At 71.4% G+C, this 18,955-nt stretch carries 20 protein-coding genes; 15 read left to right on the forward strand and 5 right to left on the reverse strand.

Annotated features, from left to right (window positions below; translation table 11 throughout):
- Positions 1 to 55: 55 nt before the first annotated feature.
- On the reverse strand, positions 56 to 688 hold the full coding sequence (locus SROS_RS14180) for a TIGR03085 family metal-binding protein (RefSeq protein WP_012889627.1): 633 nt from the start codon (positions 686 to 688) through the stop codon (positions 56 to 58).
- Positions 689 to 864: 176 nt separating this feature from the next.
- Here SROS_RS14180 and SROS_RS14185 point away from each other — a divergent pair, with 176 nt between their 5' ends.
- Positions 865 to 2,646: an ABC transporter ATP-binding protein gene (locus SROS_RS14185; RefSeq protein ID WP_043655573.1), complete on the forward strand. Its 1,782-nt coding sequence runs from the start codon at positions 865 to 867 to the stop codon at positions 2,644 to 2,646.
- A gap of 64 nt (positions 2,647 to 2,710) precedes the next feature.
- A complete protein-coding gene (locus SROS_RS14190) occupies positions 2,711 to 4,489 on the forward strand; it encodes an ABC transporter ATP-binding protein (protein ID WP_043652005.1) in 1,779 nt (592 codons plus the stop codon).
- On the opposite strand, the gene SROS_RS14195 is transcribed toward SROS_RS14190, so the two are convergent.
- From SROS_RS14195 to SROS_RS14210, 4 genes are read right to left on the reverse strand one after another with little or no spacing between them, the layout of a single operon-like run.
- Positions 4,444 to 4,956 carry a GNAT family N-acetyltransferase gene (locus SROS_RS14195; RefSeq protein ID WP_012889630.1) on the reverse strand — a complete coding sequence of 171 codons (513 nt, stop codon included), beginning with the start codon at positions 4,954 to 4,956 and terminating at the stop codon, positions 4,444 to 4,446. The genes SROS_RS14190 and SROS_RS14195 overlap by 46 nt on opposite strands.
- A complete protein-coding gene (locus tag SROS_RS14200; RefSeq protein ID WP_012889631.1) occupies positions 4,953 to 5,951 on the reverse strand; it encodes an ABC transporter substrate-binding protein in 999 nt (332 codons plus the stop codon). The genes SROS_RS14195 and SROS_RS14200 overlap by 4 nt, the downstream gene beginning before the upstream one ends.
- A 49-nt stretch (positions 5,952 to 6,000) precedes the next feature.
- On the reverse strand, positions 6,001 to 6,765 hold the full coding sequence (locus tag SROS_RS14205; protein ID WP_012889632.1) for an amino acid ABC transporter ATP-binding protein: 765 nt from the start codon (positions 6,763 to 6,765) through the stop codon (positions 6,001 to 6,003).
- Positions 6,762 to 7,760, reverse strand: a complete 999-nt coding sequence (locus tag SROS_RS14210; protein ID WP_012889633.1) for an amino acid ABC transporter permease — start codon at positions 7,758 to 7,760, stop codon at positions 6,762 to 6,764. Before SROS_RS14210 ends, SROS_RS14205 begins: the two co-directional genes overlap by 4 nt.
- Positions 7,761 to 8,080: 320 nt before the next feature.
- Between SROS_RS14210 and ppk2 the strand changes: the two genes are divergently transcribed.
- From ppk2 to SROS_RS14275, 13 genes are all read left to right on the forward strand, one after another.
- A complete protein-coding gene (gene ppk2 / locus SROS_RS14215) occupies positions 8,081 to 9,037 on the forward strand; it encodes a polyphosphate kinase 2 (RefSeq protein ID WP_012889634.1) in 957 nt (318 codons plus the stop codon).
- Positions 9,038 to 9,146: 109 nt separating this feature from the next.
- Entirely contained in the window at positions 9,147 to 9,494 is a 348-nt protein-coding gene (hisI, locus tag SROS_RS14220) for a phosphoribosyl-AMP cyclohydrolase (protein ID WP_012889635.1), read from the forward strand.
- Positions 9,491 to 10,141 (forward strand): Trp biosynthesis-associated membrane protein, encoded by a 651-nt coding sequence (locus SROS_RS14225; RefSeq protein WP_012889636.1) that lies wholly within the window; start codon positions 9,491 to 9,493, stop codon positions 10,139 to 10,141. Before hisI ends, SROS_RS14225 begins: the two co-directional genes overlap by 4 nt.
- A 273-nt stretch (positions 10,142 to 10,414) precedes the next feature.
- Positions 10,415 to 10,804, forward strand: a complete 390-nt coding sequence (locus tag SROS_RS14230) for a DUF4190 domain-containing protein (protein WP_012889637.1) — start codon at positions 10,415 to 10,417, stop codon at positions 10,802 to 10,804.
- A gap of 81 nt (positions 10,805 to 10,885) precedes the next feature.
- Entirely contained in the window at positions 10,886 to 11,323 is a 438-nt protein-coding gene (locus SROS_RS14235) for a DUF2752 domain-containing protein (protein ID WP_012889638.1), read from the forward strand.
- Between the two features lie 169 nt (positions 11,324 to 11,492).
- Complete coding sequence (gene trpC / locus SROS_RS14240; RefSeq protein ID WP_012889639.1) at positions 11,493 to 12,302, forward strand: indole-3-glycerol phosphate synthase TrpC; 810 nt, start codon at positions 11,493 to 11,495, stop codon at positions 12,300 to 12,302.
- Positions 12,303 to 12,345: 43 nt separating this feature from the next.
- The gene (trpB, locus tag SROS_RS14245) at positions 12,346 to 13,551 is read left to right on the forward strand and encodes a tryptophan synthase subunit beta (protein WP_043655585.1); all 1,206 of its coding nucleotides are present in this window, start codon (positions 12,346 to 12,348) and stop codon (positions 13,549 to 13,551) included.
- Positions 13,552 to 13,618: 67 nt separating this feature from the next.
- On the forward strand, positions 13,619 to 14,413 hold the full coding sequence (gene trpA / locus SROS_RS14250) for a tryptophan synthase subunit alpha (RefSeq protein ID WP_012889641.1): 795 nt from the start codon (positions 13,619 to 13,621) through the stop codon (positions 14,411 to 14,413).
- A gap of 466 nt (positions 14,414 to 14,879) precedes the next feature.
- Complete coding sequence (locus tag SROS_RS14255; protein WP_043652008.1) at positions 14,880 to 15,461, forward strand: DoxX family protein; 582 nt, start codon at positions 14,880 to 14,882, stop codon at positions 15,459 to 15,461.
- Complete coding sequence (locus SROS_RS14260) at positions 15,461 to 16,225, forward strand: thioredoxin domain-containing protein (protein ID WP_012889643.1); 765 nt, start codon at positions 15,461 to 15,463, stop codon at positions 16,223 to 16,225. Before SROS_RS14255 ends, SROS_RS14260 begins: the two co-directional genes overlap by 1 nt.
- Before the next feature lie 26 nt (positions 16,226 to 16,251).
- Positions 16,252 to 17,370 carry a prolipoprotein diacylglyceryl transferase gene (gene lgt, locus SROS_RS14265; protein WP_012889644.1) on the forward strand — a complete coding sequence of 373 codons (1,119 nt, stop codon included), beginning with the start codon at positions 16,252 to 16,254 and terminating at the stop codon, positions 17,368 to 17,370.
- A complete protein-coding gene (locus tag SROS_RS14270) occupies positions 17,367 to 18,086 on the forward strand; it encodes a VIT1/CCC1 transporter family protein (protein WP_012889645.1) in 720 nt (239 codons plus the stop codon). Before lgt ends, SROS_RS14270 begins: the two co-directional genes overlap by 4 nt.
- Entirely contained in the window at positions 18,086 to 18,892 is an 807-nt protein-coding gene (locus SROS_RS14275) for a hypothetical protein (protein WP_148269084.1), read from the forward strand. The genes SROS_RS14270 and SROS_RS14275 overlap by 1 nt, the downstream gene beginning before the upstream one ends.
- Positions 18,893 to 18,955: the final 63 nt, after the last annotated feature.

Consider the following 18,955-nt stretch of genomic DNA (forward strand, 5'->3'; position numbering starts at 1 on the left):
GCCCCGACGGCCGGGGGAGAGGTGCCGGACCGGTCCGGAGAGGCCCCGGACGGCCTCAGACGCCCAGCGGCGCGTCCATCAGCCTGGCCACGGCCTCGTCGCCGCCGGCGACGTCGACCCTGGCGTGCGACTGGCGGCCGAAGCAGAACAGCAGGAGCTCGCCCGCGGTGCCGGTCACCTCGACCCTGGGGACGTTCTTGGCCCCGCCGAGGGCGACGCCCCCGCCGATGCGATGCAGGACGACGCCGACCGGGGACTTGCGGAGGAACAGGCGCCTGCCGGCGCGCACCTGCTTCCAGAAGGTCTCCTCCAGGTCGGCCGGGAGCTCGCGCGGCTCCCAGACCCGCTGCGCCCGCCGTACGTCCTCGTGGTGGATGAAGAACTCCATGGTGTTGACGGCCTTGTCCATGCCGGGCACCAGGCCGTAGATTCCGGCCGGGCCGGAACGGATCAGCTCGATCAGGCCCGCGTAGCCGTGCCTGGCCTTCAGGGACTCCTGCACCGAGGCGGCGTATCCGGCCAGCGGCTTGATCGCGATACCGCCGGCGGCGTCCGTGCGGCGTTCGCGCAGGACGAGGTGGGCGGCGAGGTCGAAGGTGGTCCAGCCCTCGCAGAGCGTGGGGGCATCCGGGCCGAGCTGGACGAACAGGTCGCTGAGCGCGGCGCGCTCGGCGCGGGCGTGAGTCATCTGATGATCCTAACAACGTCGTTGTCCCGGAAATCAGGGCAGATCGGGGCGGGGGACGACTCTCCGGGGAGGGGGCTGAGGGAATAAGGGCGTGATCCTGCGTGATAGTGACTTGTAGCAATGTTTCTCAGCGAAAGGAAACCCCCCGAGTGGCGAGCAAGGTGACTTCCGCCGTCATGCGTAAGGGACTCCGCGTACTCGGGGTGGCCATCCGGGCCGAGAAGGCGGTCTTCGCCGCCGCCACCCTGTCCAGCGCGCTCTACGGCGTCATGACGGTCGCATCGGCGTGGGCGCTTGGCTGGGCCACCGAGAACGTCGTGCTGCCCGCGTTCGCCAAGGGGGAGGTCGCCACCGGCACCCTCGTCCTCGGCACGCTCCTCATCCTCGGCGTGTCGCTGCTCAAGGCGCTGGGCGTGGCCGGGCGGCGCTTCTTCGCCGGCGTCATGCAGTACCGGATGCAGGCCCGGTCCCGCCGGGAGGTCACCCGGCAGTACCTCAAGCTCCCCCTGGCCTGGCACCACCGGCATCCGACCGGCCAGCTGCTGTCCAACGCCAGCTCCGACGCCGAGGCCGCCTGGGCCCCGCTCGCGCCGTTGCCGATGGCGGTCGGCGTGGTCGTGATGCTCTTCACGGCGGCAATCGCGCTGGTGATCACCGATCCCGTCCTGGCCCTGGTCGGTTTCCTGATCTTCCCGGCGATCGCCGTCCTGAACCTGGTCTACCAGCGCAGGCTCAGCCCCCTGGCCACCCGCGCCCAGCAGCTCCGCGCCGAGGTCAGCGAGATCGCGCACGAGAGCTTCGACGGCGCGCTGGTCGTCAAGACCCTGGGCCGCGAGGACGAGGAGACCGTCAGGTTCCAGGCCAGGGCAGAGGAGCTGCGCGACGCCAACATCGCCGTCGGCCGCGTCCGCGGCCTGTTCGACCCGATGCTGGAGGCCCTGCCCACCCTGGGCGTGCTCGCCGTGCTGCTGGTCGGCGCGGGGAGGCTGGAGAGCGGCGCGATCAGTTCGGGCGTCCTGGTCCAGGTCGCCTACCTGTTCACCCTGCTGGCCTTCCCGATCCGCGCGCTCGGCTGGGTCCTCGCCGAACTGCCCCGCGCCGTCGTCGGCTACGAGCGGGTCCAGGACGTGCTCGCCGCGACGGGCTCCATGGAGTACGGCGCCGCCACGCTGCGGGGCACCGCCCCGGCCAGGCTGGAGGTCCGCGACCTCGACTACGCCTACGACGACTTCCCGGTCCTGCACGGGGTGAGCTTCGAGGCCGAGCCGGGCCGTACCGTCGCGCTGGTCGGCCCCACCGGCTCGGGCAAGTCCACGCTCACCCAGACCTTCGTCCGCCTGGTCGACCCGGCGGCGGGCGCCGTGGTCGTGGACGGGGTGGACCTGCGCGAGGTCGCCCGCGGCGGGGTCAGCGACGCGGTGGCGCTGGTGCCGCAGCAGACGTTCCTGTTCGACGACACCGTGCGCGGCAACGTCGCCCTGGGCCTGCCGGTCGGCGACGAGGACGTCTGGGCGGCACTGCGCCTGGCGCAGGCCGACGGCTTCGTCAGCGCCCTCCCCTCCGGGCTCGACACCAAGGTCGGCGAGCGCGGCACCACCCTGTCCGGCGGCCAGCGGCAGCGCCTGGCCCTGGCCCGCGCGCTGGTCCGCCGCCCCCGGCTGCTCATCCTGGACGACGCCACCTCCAGCGTGGACCCGCAGGTCGAGGCCAGGATCCTGTACGGCCTGCGGGACGCGGCCCAGGCCTCGACCGTGGTCGTCGTCGCCTACCGGATGGCCACCATCGCCCTGGCCGACGAGGTCGTCTACCTGGAGCACGGCAGCGTCGTCGACCGGGGCGGCCACGACCTGCTGCTCGCCCGCTGCGAGGGCTACCGCAACCTGGTCACCGCCTACGAACGCGAAGAGGCCGAGCGCGAGGCGCTCGGAGCAGAGGAAGAGGAAGAGGTCAGCGCGTGAGCGAGCGAGTCGGTCAACACAGCGGTCCGGTGCGTCTCCGGACCGGCGAACCGCTGGGCGAGGGATGCGCGTGAGCTCGCTTCAGGGGGTCGAACGGTCGGCGCTGGCCACCGTCAGGCACGGGCTGTCGCTCACGCCGGAGTTCCGCAAGGGGCTGGCAGGCACGCTCGTGCTGGCCGTGCTGGCCACGCTCGGCAAGGTGATCGTGCCGATCGCCGTCCAGCAGACCATCGACCGGGGGCTCAAGGGCGAGGTCCCCGACCTGCCCTACATCCGCGCCGCCGTGCTGCTGTGCGCCGCGGCCGTGGTGCTGACGGCGGTGTGCGCGTATCTGATGAACGTCCGCCTGTACAAGGCCACCGAGGCCTCCCTGGCCGGGCTGCGGGTGCGAGGCTTCCGGCACGTGCACGACCTGTCGGTGCTCACCCAGAACTCCGAGCGGCGTGGCGCCCTGGTCTCCCGGGTCACCGGCGACGTGGACCAGATCAGCGTGTTCATGCAGTGGGGCGGGCTGATGATCATCATCGCCCTGGGGCAGCTCCTGGTCGCCACCGTGCTGATGTTCGTCTACTCCTGGCAGCTCGCCCTGCTGGTCTGGATCTGCTTCCTGCCGCTCATGGTCGTGCTGCCGCGCTTCCAGCGCTGGCTGTCGGGCGCCTACACGCTGGTCCGCGAGCGCACGGGCGACATGCTCGCCGCCGTCAGCGAGTCGGTCGTGGGCGCGGCGGTGATCCGGGCCCACGGGGCGGAGTCCCGTACGGCGGGCCGGCTGGACAGCGCGATCGACGCCAACAGGGCCGCGCAGGCCCGCACGCAGCGGATCGTCGCCACCGTCTTCCCGCTGACCGAGATCGTCGCGGCGGTGGCGCTCGCCGGAGTGGTGCTGCTCGGCGTGCGGCTGGGCATCGGCGGTGAGATCACCGCCGGGCGCCTGATCGCCTTCCTGTTCCTGATCACGCTGTTCGTCTCGCCCCTGCAGATCGCCACCGAGGTGCTGAACGAGGCGCAGAACGCGGTCGCCGGCTGGCGGCGCATCCTCGGCGTGCTCGACACCCCGCCCGACGTCGCCGACCCGGGCCCGGAGGGCGTCGAGCTGCCGCGCGGCCCCATCTCGGTCTCCTTCGAGGAGGTCGGGTTCTCCTACCCCGGCGGGGTGCCGGTGCTCAGCGAGGTGTCGGTGGACATCCCGCCGCGCTCGCGGATCGCGGTGGTGGGGGAGACCGGCTCGGGCAAGACGACCTTCGCCAAGCTGCTCACCCGGCTGATGGACCCCGTCTCCGGCCGGGTCACCGTCGACGGCGAGGACCTGCGCGCGGTCCGGTTCTCCTCCCTGCGCGAGCGGATCGTCATGGTGCCCCAGGACGGCTTCCTGTTCGACGGCACCCTGGAGGAGAACATCCGCTTCGGCCGCCCGTCGGCGACCGAGGCGGAGATCCGGCTGGCCATGACCGAGCTGGGCCTCACCGGCTGGCTGGAGGGCCTGCCCGCGGGCCTGGCCACCCATGTCGGCCAGCGCGGGGAGTCGCTGTCGGCGGGGGAGCGCCAGCTCGTGGCACTGGCCCGCGCCTACCTGGCCGACCCCGACCTGCTCCTGCTCGACGAGGCCACCTCGGCGGTGGACCCGGCGACGGAGGTACGGCTGGCCCGCGCCCTGGAGGGGGTCACGCGGGGCCGTACCGCCATCTCCATCGCCCACCGGCTGTCCACCGCCGAGGCCGCCGACGAGGTGCTCGTCTTCGACAGGGGCCGGATCGTGCAGCGCGGCCCGCACGCCGAACTCGTCGAGGAGCCCGGCGTCTACGCCGACCTGCACGCCTCCTGGGTCTCGGCCGCCCGCTCGTAGAGGGTTTTCTCGAAGGGGTGGGGGCCGACCGTCTCGGGGTCGGCTCCCAGGTCGTAGAGCGGGGTGTATCCGGTCGCCAGGTAGAGCCCGGCGGCCTCGGGCTGGCGGGGGCCGGTGGTCAGGTAGATCCTGCGATAGCCCTGCCGTACGGCCTCCCGCTCCAGCTCGCGTACGACGGCGAGGCCGAGACCGCGCCGCCGGTGGCCGGGGTGGGTCCAGATCCGCTTGAGCTCGGCGGTCTCCTCGTCGTAGCGGCGGAACGCGCCTCCGGCGACGGTCTCCCCGTGCTCGACGAGGATCAGGAACGCCCCTCCGTGCGCCGGGGTGAACTGCTCGCCGGGGTAGCGGCTGAGCTCCTGGTTGGGGCCGTACCGGCTGGTGTACTCCTGACGCAGGTCGTCCAGGAGCGGCCTGACCTCGGGGTCGTGGACCGCGACGTGCCGCACCTCGACGGACCCGACGGTCACTTGGCCTGCCGGGGCAGCCCGGGCGGGTTGATCCGCGACTCCGTCACCGCCTCGTTCTCCAGGCCCCAGCGCTTGAGCACCTCGGCGTACTTGCCGTTCTCGATCAGGGTGTTCAGCGCCTCGCTGACCGGTTTGACGAGCCCGTTGCCCTTGAGGGTCATGGCCGCGATCAGGCCCTCGAGCGAGCTGCCGCCCGAGAGCGTTCCGACGATCTTGCTGTCGCCGCCGACGGCCACCTGGTAGGCGATGGGCGGGTTGGGGCCGAGGTAGGCCTGGACGCGACCGGATTTCAGGGCCAGCAGGATGTCGCCGTACTTCTGGTAGTACTGGATCTGGGCGGCCTTGAGCCCGGCCTTCTGGTTCTGCGCGTCCCACTCCAGCAGGATCTTCTCCTGGTTGGTGCCCGACCCGACCGACACGTTCAGCCCCGCGATGTCGGCCGCCTTCTCGATCTTGGTGATCGGGCTGTTCGCGGCCGTCTGCCAGGCGAGCTGGTCCACCCGGTAGGTGGCGAAGTCGTAGATGTCCTTGCGCTCCTCGGTCACGGTGACGTTGTTGAAGACCAGGTCGTACTTGCCGGACCTCGCCGCCAGGAACAGGTTCTCCCAGGAGGTGTTCTCCTCCTGGAGCTTCAGGCCCAGGACGTCGGCGACGAGGTGGGCGATGTCGGTCTCGACGCCGATCAGCGTGGTGTCGTCGTCGGCCAGGGACACCAGCGGCGGGGTGCCCTCGCCGTTGAAGCCGGCCGTGAGCGCCCCCTTGGCGCGGATCGCCTCGGGGACCTGCGCGGCGATGGCGTCGACCTTGTCGGCGCGGATCCGGTTCTGCTCGGGAGAGGTGTTGATCCTCAGCCCGCCGCCCCCGGAAGGGGCGGCGGCGGGTGCCGCCGCGGGCTTGGCGGCGGTGCCGGAGGCGCTCTCGGAGGCGCCGCAGGCCGCGGCGAGCAGCAGGGGCAGCGCGACGGCGACGGGGGTGAGCCTTGATAACAGGGACATGTCGATCCTTGCTCGGTGTCGGAAGGGTTCGCCTGGCGGTGGGGAGGGGTCAGAGGACCTTGCTGAGGAAGAGGCGGGTGCGTTCGTGCCGGGGGGCGTCCAGCACCTGGGAGGGGGAGCCCCGCTCGACGATCCGCCCCTCGTCCATGAACACGACGGTGTCGGCGACCTCGCGGGCGAAGCCGATCTCGTGGGTGACGACGATCATGGTGGTGCCGCTCCGGGCGAGGTCCTTCACCACGTCGAGCACCTCTCCGACGAGCTCGGGGTCCAGCGCGGAGGTCGGCTCGTCGAAGAGGATGACCTTGGGTTCCAGGGCGAGGGCGCGGGCGATGGCCACCCGCTGCTGCTGGCCGCCGGAGAGCTGCCGGGGGTAGGCGCCGGCCTTGCCGGCCAGCCCGACCCGCTCCAGCAGGCGGGCCGCCAGCTCCTCGACCTCGGCCCTCGGCCGGCGCTGGGCGGCCAGGGGAGCCTCGGTGACGTTCTGCCGCACGGTCAGGTGCGGGAACAGGTTGAAGTTCTGGAAGACGAACCCGATCTTGGTCCGCTGCCGGAGGATCTCGCGCTCGGGGAGCTCGTGCAGCCTGTCGCCGATCCGGCGGTAGCCGACGAGCTCGCCGTCCACGCTGACCGAGCCGCTGTTCACCTTCTCCAGGTGGTTGACGGTGCGCAGCAGGGTCGACTTGCCCGACCCGGAGGGGCCGATGACCACGGTGACCTCGCCGGGGGCGACCTGGAGGTCCACCCCGCGCAGCACCTCCAGCGACCCGAAGCTCTTGTGCACGTCCCGCAGGTCGACCATCGCGGCGCTCATGCGCGGCCCTTCCCGTAGTGGCGCTCGAGGTAGTGCTGGACGACGGACAGGACCGTGGTCATGACCAGGTACCAGATGGTCGCGACGAGCAGCAGCGCGATGACCCTGCCGTTGCGGTTGTAGATCACCTGGACCTGGTAGAACAGCTCGGGCAGGGCCATGATGTAGACCATCGAGGTGCCCTTGACCAGCCCGATGATCTCGTTGCCCGCGGTGGGCACGATCGACCGCATGGCCTGCGGCAGGACGATCCGGAACAGCTGCCTGGACCTGGGGATGCCCAGCGCGGCGGCGGCCTCCCGCTGGCCGTGGTCCACCGAGAGCAGCCCCGCCCTGACGATCTCCGCGGCGTAGGCGGCCTGGTGCAGCGCGAGGCCGAGCGCGGCGGCGGTGACCGGGCCGATCAGGTCCATGGTGCCGATGTCGAAGAACGACGGGCCGAACGGGACGCCGAAGGAGAGCCGCGGGTACAGCAGCGCCAGGTTGTACCAGAACAGCAGCTGCAGGATGAGGGGGATCGACCGGAACAGCGCGATGTAGCCCCAGGCCACCGAGGACAGCAGCGGGTTCGCCGACATCCGCATGAGCGCCAGCACGGTGCCCAGCAGGAAGCCGAAGCCGATCCCGAGGGCGGTCAGCTCCAGCGTGAAGACCACCGAGCGCAGCACGGAGGGGGCGAAGAGGAACTCCCCGACCACCTCCCACTCCCAGGCGGGGTTGGTGATCAGCGCGCTGGCCGCCATGGCCAGCAGCACGACCACGGCCGCGGCGGTCACCCACCGTCCCGGATGCCGGGTGGTGACCACCTTCGGCGCGGGGCCGCCGTCCCGGCCGTCCCCGCCGTCTCTCCCGTTCCCGCCGTTCTCCGGCGGACCGCTCTCGGCGGGCCGGGGGACCTGCGGCCCGGCCGTCGCGACCGTCGCGGGGGAGCCGCCGCCCCTGCCGTTCTCCGGCCCGTCGTGCGCGCCACCGATGTCTAAGAACTCCACGGCCATGGTTGCAGCCTTCCTGCAGGTCGTCTGAGCGAGTGGGGGGAGGACGGCGCGCGTGCGAGGGCGCCGCCGGGCGATCGGAGAGGTCAGCGGCGACAGGGGGAGGACCGGGCGCGGCACAGGTCGATGTGACCGCGAGTCACCGTTCGTAGCTCGGCCCGCACGGTTCTCACTCCAGCACAGGCGCTTAATTCCGTCAAGACCTACTTGTTTAGTGGGTTTTTATCGTGACCGCCGGGGACCCGATACCGGCCCGCCCGAGGATTAGGGCACCCGCGGGGAGGTAGGGGACAGGTGAGGGTGTGGAACTCGCGGGGGGACTCATGACAGAGGTGCTGGGCGAGGAGCCCACGGAGGGGCAGTTCCCGGTGCTCGACGTGCGGTCGGCCGTGGCACGCAGCGACCTGCTCGACGAGCTGCCGAATCTGCGCGTCCTGGACGATGACGACGACGATCCCGTCCTGGTGCGGATGGACGGCACTCCCGTGGACACCTGGCGGGAGAAATACCCCTACGGCGAGCGGATGGACCGGGCCGAGTACGACCGCCTCAAGCGACTGCTCCAGATCGAGCTGCTCAAGCTCCAGTACTGGATGAAGGACACCGGCGGGCGGCTGGTCGTCCTGTTCGAGGGGCGCGACGCGGCGGGCAAGGGCGGCACCATCAAGCGGTTCATGGAGCATCTCAACCCGCGCGGGGCCGGCGTGGTGGCCCTGGAGAAGCCGAGCGAGCGCGAGAGCACCCAGTGGTACTTCCAGCGCTACGTCTCCCACCTGCCGGCCGCGGGGGAGATGGTCTTCTTCGACCGCTCCTGGTACAACCGCGCCGGAGTGGAACGGGTGATGGGCTTCTGCTCGCCGGAGGAGTACCTGGAGTTCATGGAGCAGGCCCCCGAGTTCGAGCGCATGCTCGTCCGCGACGGCATCCACCTGGTCAAGTTCTGGTTCTCCGTCTCCCGGTCCGAGCAGCGCACCCGGTTCGTGATCCGCCAGGTCGACCCGGTGCGGCAGTGGAAGCTGTCGCCCATGGACCTGCAGTCGCTGGACAAGTGGGAGGACTACACCGAGGCCAAGGAGGACATGTTCCTGTACACCGACACCGAGCAGGCGCCGTGGACGGTGATCAAGAGCAACGACAAGAAGCGGGCCAGGATCGAGGCCATGCGCCACCTCCTGAGCCAGTTCGAGTACGACAACAAGGACCACGAGATCGTGGGGGAGCCCGATCCCAGGATCGTCGTCCAGGCGGCCGACCTGCTCGACGACGACCGCGCGCGCTGAACCGGCGCGGCCCGGTGGACGGCCGGCCCGATCTTCCGGGGAGGCGCGGGCGCGGCCGCCCGGCCATGCCGGAAGTCACCCCTCTCCCTGGTTGCGGCACAATTGCCGCATGTCCCTTGACCCCGCCATCGCGGCACGGCTGAAGCGCACCGGCGACGGGCTGGTGCCCGCGATCGTCCAGCAGTACGACACCGGCGAGGTGCTGATGCTCGCCTGGATGGACGACGAGGCCCTGCATCGCACGCTCACCACCGGCCGGGCCACCTACTGGTCGCGCAGCCGCGGTTCCTACTGGGTCAAGGGCGACACCTCCGGTCACGTCCAGCACGTCAGGTCCGCCGCCCTCGACTGCGACGGCGACACGATCCTGCTCAAGGTCGACCAGGTGGGCGCCGCCTGCCACACCGGCGACCGGACCTGCTTCGACGCCGACGAGCTGGCGGTGAACCCGAAGTGACCGCCCGGCGGGTGCTGTGGACCTGGGTGGCCGTCTGCGCGGCGGGCGCCACGCTCGTGCTGCTCGCCGCCGGCCGCGAGTGGTTCACCGTGACGTACGGCCCGCGCAAGGTGGCGGTCACCGCCGCGGAACTGGTGCCCGCGCTCGGCCCGGCGGCCTGGGCGGCGCTCGCCGCGGTGGTCGCGGTGCTCGCGACCCGGGGGGTCTGGCGCAGGCTCGTCGGCGCGGTGATGGCCCTCTGCGGAGCGGGGATGATCGCCTGGGCCTGGCAGGGAAGCGACTCGGGCGCGGCGCTGGAGATCGCGGCCCGGCAGATCCCGCTGGCCGAGCCCGGCGCCCTCCACGCCGCCCCGGCCGCCGCCTGGCCGCTGGTCGCCGGGGCTGGCGGGCTGCTGCTGGCGTGCGCGGGAGTGGTGGCCGCCGTCAGGGGCGCCGGCTGGCCCGGCATGTCCGACCGCTACGACCGCCGCGGATCGGGCCCGGCCGCCGCCGGCGCCGCCTCCACCGGCGGGGCTCCGAGCGAGCGGGCGCTGTGGGACGCGATCGACCTCGGCTCCGATCCGACGGTCGGTCCGGAGGACACCGCCGCTCCGGAAGACACGGCCGCTCCGGAGAGCACGGCCGGTCCGGAGAACAGGGAGCGTTGAGGACCGGCCGTCCCGGGAGGCGGCCGGCCGTCCCGTTCTGTCGGCGGCACGGTGTTCGCGGCCGGTCGTCCCGTTCCGGAGACGGCCGGAGGGCTGCGGGTGGCTGCGCTTTCCGGGGGCACCCCGCCGGCGGGATATCGGTGGCGGCGCCGTACGCGACGCCCATGCTCACCGCACGGTCACAACTTGCCCACGGAAGCGGGGAGCGGATCTCGTGGAAGACGCGGTTTTCGCTAGGATTTCGCCCGCAACTCGCATAAAGGGGAGTCATTCATGAGCTACGGGAACCAGTCCGGCGGTTACGGGCCACCGCAGGGCGGCGGATACGGCTCTCCCGGCGGGTACGGCCCGCCCCCCGGCGGCGGTTACGACCCCTACGGCTACGGCGCGCAGCCGCCCCGGGGCAACAACGGCATGGCCATCGCCGCGCTGATCATGGGCATCGCCGGGCTGTTCATATGCGGCATCACCTCGATCGTGGGCATCGTGCTGGGGCACATCTCGCTGGGCCAGATCAAGCGGACGCACGAGGAGGGGCGCGGCATGGCCATCGCCGGCCTGGTCCTGTCCTACTTCGGCGTCGCCTGCTGGCTGGTCGTGCTGGTGATCTGGCTGGTCGCGATCGGTGTACTGGCCGGTTCCGCCTCGCTGTCGGGTTACTGACGGGCATCCGCCCCCGCCTTGAGTATCGTGGCCGGTGACAGGTAGTCGCTCAGTCGCTGGCGGAGAGGTGCGGGCGGGCCGATGGTGACGGAAAGGACCGCGGACGTACGGGGACCGCGGGCGCGGGCGCTGGCCGTGCTGGCCCCGCTCGGCGCCGCGCTGGCAGCCGGCGCAGCGGTCGCCTACGTGGGCGTGGTGGACCCGAACGAGCCGGGGCACTACCCCACGTGTCCCTTCCTCATGCTCACCGGGCTCTACTGTCCGGGCTGCGGCGGCCTGCGGGCCGTTCACGCGCTCGCCCACGGCGACCCCGTCACGGCCCTCGGACTCAACCTCCTGGTCGTGGTCATGGTCCCGGTCCTGGCCTTCCTGTGGGGGCGCTGGGCGCTGCGCTCCTGGCGGGGCGCGCCCCTGAAGGGGATATCCATACATCCTTCCTATGTATGGGCTTTTCTTGCTTTAATGATCGTTTTTTGGATAGTGAGAAATGTTGCTTTTGGGGAATTCTTGGCCCCATAGTCACCTATAGGCGTCACCCCGTGGCGGGGCGACCACGGCAAGCCCGATAGCATCGGCTGGACCAAGGCAATCGATCGGGAGGGGCCTTACTCGTGAGCGAGTGGAGCGAGCGGACCATGGACACGGCAGCGTTCGCGAACTTGACCTCCGAGTTTCGCGAGGAGGGCAAGTGAGCGTTCTGGAGGAAATCCTCGAAGGGGTGCGCGCTGATCTGGCCGGCAGGCAGGAGACGGTGTCGCTGGCCGAGCTCAAGGAGCGGGCCGAGCGGGCGCCCGCGCCCCGCGACGCCTATGCGGCGCTGGGGGGCGACCAGGTGGCGGTCATCGCAGAGGTGAAGCGTTCCAGCCCGTCCAAGGGCGCGCTCGCCGCGATCGCCGACCCCGCCGCGCTCGCCGGTGACTACGAGTCGGGCGGCGCCCACGTCATCAGCGTGCTGACCGAGAGGCGCCGCTTCGGCGGCAGCCTCGACGACCTGGCCGCCGTGCGCGCCGTGGTCGATATCCCGGTGCTGCGCAAGGACTTCATCGTCACCTCCTACCAGCTCTGGGAGGCCCGGGCCTACGGCGCCGACCTGGTGCTGCTGATCGTGGCCGCGCTGGACCAGAACGCGCTGGTCTCGCTCATCGAGCGGGCCGAGTCGATCGGCCTGACCCCGCTGGTCGAGGTGCACACCGAAGAGGAGCTAGACCGGGCGCTCGCCGCGGGAGCCCGGATCATCGGCATCAACGCCCGCAACCTCAAGACCCTTGAGGTGGACCGCGAGGTGTTCGCGAAGCTGGCCCCGAAGATCCCCGAAGGCGTCATCAAGATCGCCGAATCGGGTGTGCGCGGTCCGCATGACCTGCTCGCCTACGCCAGGGCGGGCGCCGACGCCGTCCTCGTCGGCGAGAGCCTGGTCACCGGGAAGGACCCGCGGGCCGCGGTGGTCGACCTGGTCACCGCCGGCGCCCACCCCGCATCTCGACCTGAGGGGCAGTAAGAACGTGACAGCGACAGACGGAACCCTTCTCACCCCGGCGGACCTGGCCGGCAACGGCGTTCACGGGGACGACCCGGACGTCCACGGCAAGTTCGGCGTCTTCGGCGGGCGCTACGTGCCCGAGGCCCTCATCCCGGCGCTGGACGAGGTGGCCGCCGAGTACGAGAAGGCCAGGAACGACGCCGGCTTCCTGCGCGAGTTCGACCACCTGCTGCGCACCTACGCCGGGCGGCCGACCACCCTCACCGAGGTGCCGCGGTTCGCCGAGCAGGCGGGCGGCGCCCGGATCATCCTCAAGCGCGAGGACCTGACCCACACCGGCGCTCACAAGATCAACAACGTGCTCGGCCAGGCCCTGCTCACCAAGCGCCTGGGCAAGACGAGGGTGATCGCCGAGACCGGCGCGGGCCAGCACGGCGTGGCCACCGCCACCGCCGCCGCCCTGATGGGCCTGGAGTGCGTGATCTACATGGGGGCCGTCGACTGCGAGCGCCAGGCGCTCAACGTCGCCCGCATGAAGCTGCTCGGCGCCACCGTCGTCCCGGTCACCAACGGCAGCCAGACCCTCAAGGACGCCATCAACGAGGCCTTCCGCGACTGGGTCGCCAACGTCGACCGCACCCACTACCTTTTCGGCACGATCGCCGGCCCGCACCCGTTCCCGGAGATCGTCCGCGACTTCGCCCGCATCATCGGCGTCGAGGCCCGCCGGCAGATGCTGGAGCTCACCGGCAGGCTGCCGGACGCCGTCGCCGCCGCGGTCGGCGGCGGTTCCAACGCGATCGGCATCTTCCACGCCTTCATCGGCGACGAGGGCGTCCAGCTCCACGGCTACGAAGCCGGCGGCCGGGGCCTGGAGACCGGCGAGCACGCCCTCACGCTCACCGAGGGCTCCATCGGGGTCCTGCACGGCTCGCGCACCTACGTCCTGCAGGACGAGGAGGGGCAGACGATCGATTCCCACTCGATCTCCGCCGGCCTCGACTACCCCGGCGTCGGCCCCGAGCACGCCTGGCTGAAGGACACCGGCCGCGCCTCCTACCACGGCATCACCGACGCCGAGGCCATGGACGCCTTCGCGCTGCTCGCCCGCACCGAGGGCATCATCCCGGCGATCGAGTCATCCCACGCGCTCGCCGGCGCCCTCAAGCTCGGCCGTGAGATGGGACCCGAGGCGACCATCCTGGTCAACCTCTCGGGCCGTGGCGACAAGGACATGGGCACCGCCATGAAGTACTTCAACCTCTGACGGCCGACTCGCGTCCCCGCCGGCCCGGCCGGCGGGGACGAGGCCACGACCCGCAACGGAATCAACGATGACGACTCTTCAGACGGTGTTCGCCAGGGCGAAGGCGGACGATCGCGCCGCCCTCATCGGATACCTCCCCGCCGGCTTCCCGACGAAGGACGGCGCGATCGCGGCCGCCGCCGCCATGGTGGACGCGGGCTGCGATGTGATCGAGATCGGCCTGCCCTACTCCGATCCGCTCATGGACGGCCCGACGATCCAGGACGCCGTGCACCGGTCGCTGACCAACGGCACCCGCATCGCCGACGTGCTGCGCACGGTCGAGGGCGTGGCCAAGACGGGCGCCGCCACGCTGGTCATGACCTACTGGAACCCGATCGACCGCTACGGCGCCGACCGGTTCGCCCGTGCCCTGGCGGACGCGGGCGGGGTGGGCACCATCACCCCCGACCTGACCCCGGAGGAGGCCGAGCCCTGGCGCGCGGCCAGCGCCGGCGCCGGGATCGACACCGTCTTCCTGGTCGCGCCGAGCTCTCCCGAGAGCCGTATCAAGGCCGTTGTCGGCTGCTGCACCGGCTTCGTCTACGCCGCCTCGCTGATGGGCGTCACGGGCGCCCGCGAGTCGGTCGGCGAGGCGGCCCAGGGGCTGGTCGAGCGGACCCGCCTGCAGACCGACATGCCGGTCTGCGTCGGGCTGGGCGTCGGCACCGGCAAGCAGGCCGCCGAGGTGGCCCGCTACGCCGACGGCGTCATCGTGGGCTCGGCGTTCATCCGCCGCCTGCTGGACGCCCCCGACGAGGCCTCCGGCCTGGCGGCGGTCCGCGAACTGGGCGCCGAGCTGGCGGCGGGCGTCCGGAGGTAGATCTCTCATCTGAAATGCGGCCGTTCCGTGGAACGGCCGCATTTCTCGTTTCCCACCGGGCCCATCCGTTCCACCTCCGGTGAATGCGGTAAAACGCCCCGCCGGAGCACGCCGCGTTTCCCGGCGTGCCGTTACCGGCCGGCCGCGCCCCTCCCTTCCGGCCGCCGGAGCCGCCGGCCGGTTCCCGCGTCCCCGGCGGGGTGGGGCCGGAGATCAGGGCGGAGCCCGTCCCGGATACGGTGCGTCAGGGTGAGGAAGCCGTCCAGCGGGATTGGAGCCGGAGTTCGCCGTAGGATGTCTGCTGCTGTGTCGGCCTGTCACCTGGGCATTTATGGTGCGGCAGTTCTGTGGTTCCGTGCTCGTTAGTTGGCTTATTCGACGCTTATCCAGCTCGTGATGGGGTTTCCCCCAGATGGTGCCGTATCCATAGAGGTCGGCCATAACCGGGGGCCCGGAATAGGAGACGATGGTGCTCGTGACTTCTGACAAGCCCGTGCTTCCGCGGTCGCACTCGGCTAGTTCGGCGCTACCCTGGGTTACGACTGTCTCGCGGCTGGTGCTGGCGGGAGTGCTGATCGTCGCCGGTTGGGGCAAGATCGGCACGCCGGTGCTGTCCGTGCAGGCGGTCAAGGCATACGAACTGCTTCCGGACTCGCTTGCCACGGTGGTCGGCTACGGCCTGCCCATCCTGGAGATCGTCATAGGGGTGTTGCTGGTTGTCGGGCTGCTCACCCGTGCGGCGGGCATCATCTCCGCGTTGCTTATGCTGGCTTTTGTCATCGGAATCGCATCGGCGTGGGCGCGCGGGCTGCGGATCGACTGCGGCTGCTTCGGCGGCGGCGGTCAGCTCAAGGCCGGGGTGGAGCCCGACTACCTCATCGACATCCTGCGTGACGCCGGTTTCTTCGCGCTCGGCGTGGTCGTCGCCTGGTTCCCGCCGGGGCGGTTCGCGCTGGACTCCGCGCTGGGGCTGACCTCGGGGCGGGAGCCGTACGACGACGACATCGAGGGCGATGACGAGAAGCCCTATGAAAAGGAGAACCACTGATGGGCAAGGCCGCGCGGGATCATTCGGCGCGTGACCGGATCAAGGCGCAGCGCGAGGAGCAGCAGAAGAAGGAGCGGCTCAAGCGCATCGCGACGATCACAACGGTGGCGGTCGTCGCGCTCGGCGCCGTCGGGGCCGGATGGTGGTACGCCGCCCAGGGAAGCAAGTCCGAGGAGGCCGGCGGGGCGCTGGCACCGATCACCGCCGCCGCCGACGGCTCCGTGGTGATGGCCAAGGCGGGCGTGGAGAAGCCGGTGCTGGACGTCTACGAGGACTTCCAGTGCCCCGCCTGCAAGGCGCTGGAGGAGACCAGCGGCGCCACGATCAAGAACCTGGCCGCCGAGGGCAAGGTCAAGGTGGTCTACCACCCGATCACGATCTTCCCGCAGGAGGCGAACAAGGGCGTCACCCGCGGCAACTCCGTCCGCGGCGGCGCCGCCTCCCGCTGCGTCCCCGGCGGTGCTCCGTGGATCAAATTCCACGACAGGCTGTTCGAGGAGCAGCCGTCGGAGACCGTCGAGGGCTTCAAGCTCGATGACATGGTCGCCTGGGGCAAGGACGCCGGGGTCACCGACCCGGGCTTCGAGAAGTGCGTCACCGGCCAGCAGAAGGCGCCCGAGCACACCGCCTACAGCACCAAGATCCTGGAGAGCGCGAAGCTCCAGGGCACCCCGACGCTGAAGATCAACGGCACCGAGGTGGACAACAGCGTGGCGTTCAAGCCGGCCGATCTGCGCCAGGCGATACTTGATGCGGCCAAGTAGCCCGTGACACGGTAACGTCACCTGACATGCCCCTCGCCTCGATTCCCAGCCCCTCCCAGGGGGTCTGGCACCTCGGCGTGGTCCCCATCCGGGCCTACGCACTGTGCATCGTGCTCGGCGTCATCGTCGCCGTCATCATGGGTGAGCGCCGCTGGCGCGCCCGCGGCGGCGCGCCCGGCACGATCGTGGACCTCGCCGTCTGGGCCGTGCCGTTCGGCCTGGTCGGCGGGCGTCTCTACCACGTCATCACCGACTGGCAGCTCTACTTCGGGCCGGACGCGCCCAACGAGCCCATCGAGGCGCTGTTCATCTGGAACGGCGGGCTGGGCATCTGGGGGGCCGTCGCGCTCGGGGCCCTCGGCGTGTGGTTCGGCTGCCGCGGCCGGGGGATCTCCCTGTCCGCGGTGGCCGACACCGTCGCCCCCGGCATCGCCGTCGCCCAGGCGATCGGCCGCTGGGGCAACTACTTCAACCAGGAGCTGTTCGGCAGGCCCACCGACCTGCCCTGGGGCCTGGAGATCGACCCCGACCGGCCGGGCACGGTGCCGGGCGAGGCGACCTACCACCCCACCTTCCTGTACGAGTCGATCTGGGACCTGGGGCTGGCGCTCGTCCTGATCTGGGCCGGCCGCAGGTTCGCGCTCCGTCACGGCCGGGTCTTCGCCCTCTACGTCGCGGGCTACACCGTGGGCCGGTTCTGGATCGAGGGCCTGCGGGTGGACACCGCCCACCACATCCTCGGCCTGCGGCTCAACCAGTGGACCTCCATCATCCTGCTCGTCGCGGCGCTGGCCTATTTCTGGTATGCCGGAAGGAAGACAGGGGAGGAGTCCGTCGGGGTGACGCCGGAGCTCGCACCGGACGGTGCGGGGGCCGTCGACCCGGCGCATCCGTCCGACGAGGCCGACGAGGCCGAGAGGGCCGGCGACGCCGGGGATGACGGGCAGGACCGGCCGGAGGGGCGTGCGGAGCCCGCCGGCGTGGCCTCGGAGCTCGCACCGGACGGTGCGGGGGCCGTCGACCCGGCGCACCCGTCCGACCAGGCCGACGAGGCCGAGAAGACCGGCGCCGCGGGCACCCCCGGGGCGTCCCGGGAGGAGAGCGCGGTGCGGGCCACAGCAGAGGCCGAGAAAGAGAGACCATGAGCGCAGGCGAGTCCGGGGGGCGCGCCGAGATCCATCACGCGCACCGTGACGTCAACGGGGGCTGGCTGCGGCCCTCGGTGTTCGGTGCGATGGACGGGCTCGTCTCCAACTTCGCCCTGATCGCCGGTGTCGCGGGCGGTACGGCCAGCACCAAGGTCATCGTGCTGGCCGGGGTGGCCGGGCTGGCGGCGGGCGCGTTCTCCATGGCCGGCGGCGAATACGTCTCGGTGGCCAGCCAGCGGGAGCTCGCCCTCGCCGAGATCGACGTCGAGCGGCGCGAGCTCGAACGCCACCCCGAGGCCGAGCAGGCCGAGCTCGCCCAGCTCTACGAGTCGCGTGGCGTCGAGCCCGGCGTGGCGGCGGAGGTGGCCCGGCAGATCTCCCAGGATCCCGAGAAGGCGCTGGAGGTGCACGCCCGGGCCGAGCTCGGGGTCGCCCCGGACGACCTGCCCTCGCCCAGGATCGCCGCCCTCTCCTCCTTCCTGTCCTTCAGCGTGGGCGCGATCCTGCCGCTCCTGCCGTACCTCCTGGGGGTCACCAGCCTGGTGAGCTCGGCGGTGATCTCCTGCCTGGCCCTGTTCGGCGCGGGCGCGCTGGTCTCCCGGGTCACCGCGCGCAGCTGGTGGTACAGCGGGCTGCGCCAGCTCGTGGTCGGCGTGGTCGCGGCCGCTCTGACCTTCGGCCTCGGCAATCTCCTGGGAGGGAGCGGACTGTGATGACCACTCCCGCCCGCAAGCGCCGCCGCACCCCGGCGAAGACGCAGACCTGGAGCAGCCCCCGGCTGGAGGAGTGGGGGCTGAGCCAGGGCCAGCAGCGGCTGCTGGCGGTCGTCGGCTCGGTGGCCGGCGTGCTGGTCGCCGCGGTCGTCCTCACCTTCGTGATCGGCTCGATGAGCAGTGACTTCGTGCCCGAGCGGGCCACCGCCGCGGCCATCTCCACCCAGCCCCGGCCCGAGGCCTACAAGGGCTGGGTCTCGCCGAAGCTGTTCGCGCCGATCGCGCGGAGCAAGGCCGACCCCGCTCCGCTGACCCTGAAGGACGTCTTCGCGGAGAAGGTCCTCAAGGAGGGCAGGACCACGCTGAAGCTGGCGGCCACCAAAATGGACGCCGACTGCTCGGCGGTGGTCTGGGGGCAGGGGCTGGCCGACCAGCTCGCCCAGGCCGGGTGCACCCAGGCGGCCCGGGGCGTCTACACCGACGGCCGCCACGTCGCCCAGTACACCCTGCTCAACCTGCGTGACACCGCCTCCGCCGACGGGCTCGTCCAGTCGCTGACGACCATGCACCGGGGCGGCTGGACCCTCCTGCTGGAGTCGGGCAGGGCGCGCTTCCCGATCGGCGGCTACACCGAGGCCAGCGGTCACGCCATGGGCCACTACGTGGGCCTGGTCTGGATCGGCCGGGCCGACGGCGCCGAGCCGGGGGCCAAGGACGACTTCGTCTCCCTGTCGCTGGCGGTCCGCGGCGCGGAGAAGGCCGTGTTCCGCCGCGTCGTCGCCGCCGGCCCCGCTCCCGCTCCCTAGCCCTGCGGAGGCGGGCCGCCCGTCAGCCCTGCGGGGCGGCCCGCCCGTCAGCTCTGCAGGGGC

Source organism: Streptosporangium roseum DSM 43021, assembly GCF_000024865.1.
Taxonomy (GTDB): Bacteria; Actinomycetota; Actinomycetes; order Streptosporangiales; family Streptosporangiaceae; genus Streptosporangium; species Streptosporangium roseum.

Bases quoted from the DNA above. Each gene is read 5' to 3' on its own strand.
- ppk2 (WP_012889634.1), top strand. From the start codon at position 8,081: ATGACAGAGGTGCTGGGCGAGGAGCCCACGGAGGGGCAGTTCCCGGTG.
- SROS_RS14210 (WP_012889633.1), bottom strand. From the start codon at position 7,760: ATGGCCGTGGAGTTCTTAGACATCGGTGGCGCGCACGACGGGCCGGAG.
- SROS_RS14190 (WP_043652005.1), top strand. From the start codon at position 2,711: ATGCGCGTGAGCTCGCTTCAGGGGGTCGAACGGTCGGCGCTGGCCACC.
- hisI (WP_012889635.1), top strand. From the start codon at position 9,147: ATGTCCCTTGACCCCGCCATCGCGGCACGGCTGAAGCGCACCGGCGAC.
- lgt (WP_012889644.1), top strand. From the start codon at position 16,252: ATGCCCCTCGCCTCGATTCCCAGCCCCTCCCAGGGGGTCTGGCACCTC.
- SROS_RS14185 (WP_043655573.1), top strand. From the start codon at position 865: ATGCGTAAGGGACTCCGCGTACTCGGGGTGGCCATCCGGGCCGAGAAG.
- trpA (WP_012889641.1), top strand. From the start codon at position 13,619: ATGACGACTCTTCAGACGGTGTTCGCCAGGGCGAAGGCGGACGATCGC.
- SROS_RS14205 (WP_012889632.1), bottom strand. From the start codon at position 6,765: ATGAGCGCCGCGATGGTCGACCTGCGGGACGTGCACAAGAGCTTCGGG.
- SROS_RS14235 (WP_012889638.1), top strand. From the start codon at position 10,886: ATGGTGACGGAAAGGACCGCGGACGTACGGGGACCGCGGGCGCGGGCG.
- SROS_RS14230 (WP_012889637.1), top strand. From the start codon at position 10,415: ATGAGCTACGGGAACCAGTCCGGCGGTTACGGGCCACCGCAGGGCGGC.
- SROS_RS14275 (WP_148269084.1), top strand. From the start codon at position 18,086: ATGACCACTCCCGCCCGCAAGCGCCGCCGCACCCCGGCGAAGACGCAG.
- SROS_RS14200 (WP_012889631.1), bottom strand. From the start codon at position 5,951: ATGTCCCTGTTATCAAGGCTCACCCCCGTCGCCGTCGCGCTGCCCCTG.
- SROS_RS14180 (WP_012889627.1), bottom strand. From the start codon at position 688: ATGACTCACGCCCGCGCCGAGCGCGCCGCGCTCAGCGACCTGTTCGTC.
- SROS_RS14270 (WP_012889645.1), top strand. From the start codon at position 17,367: ATGAGCGCAGGCGAGTCCGGGGGGCGCGCCGAGATCCATCACGCGCAC.
- SROS_RS14255 (WP_043652008.1), top strand. From the start codon at position 14,880: ATGGTGCTCGTGACTTCTGACAAGCCCGTGCTTCCGCGGTCGCACTCG.
- SROS_RS14260 (WP_012889643.1), top strand. From the start codon at position 15,461: ATGGGCAAGGCCGCGCGGGATCATTCGGCGCGTGACCGGATCAAGGCG.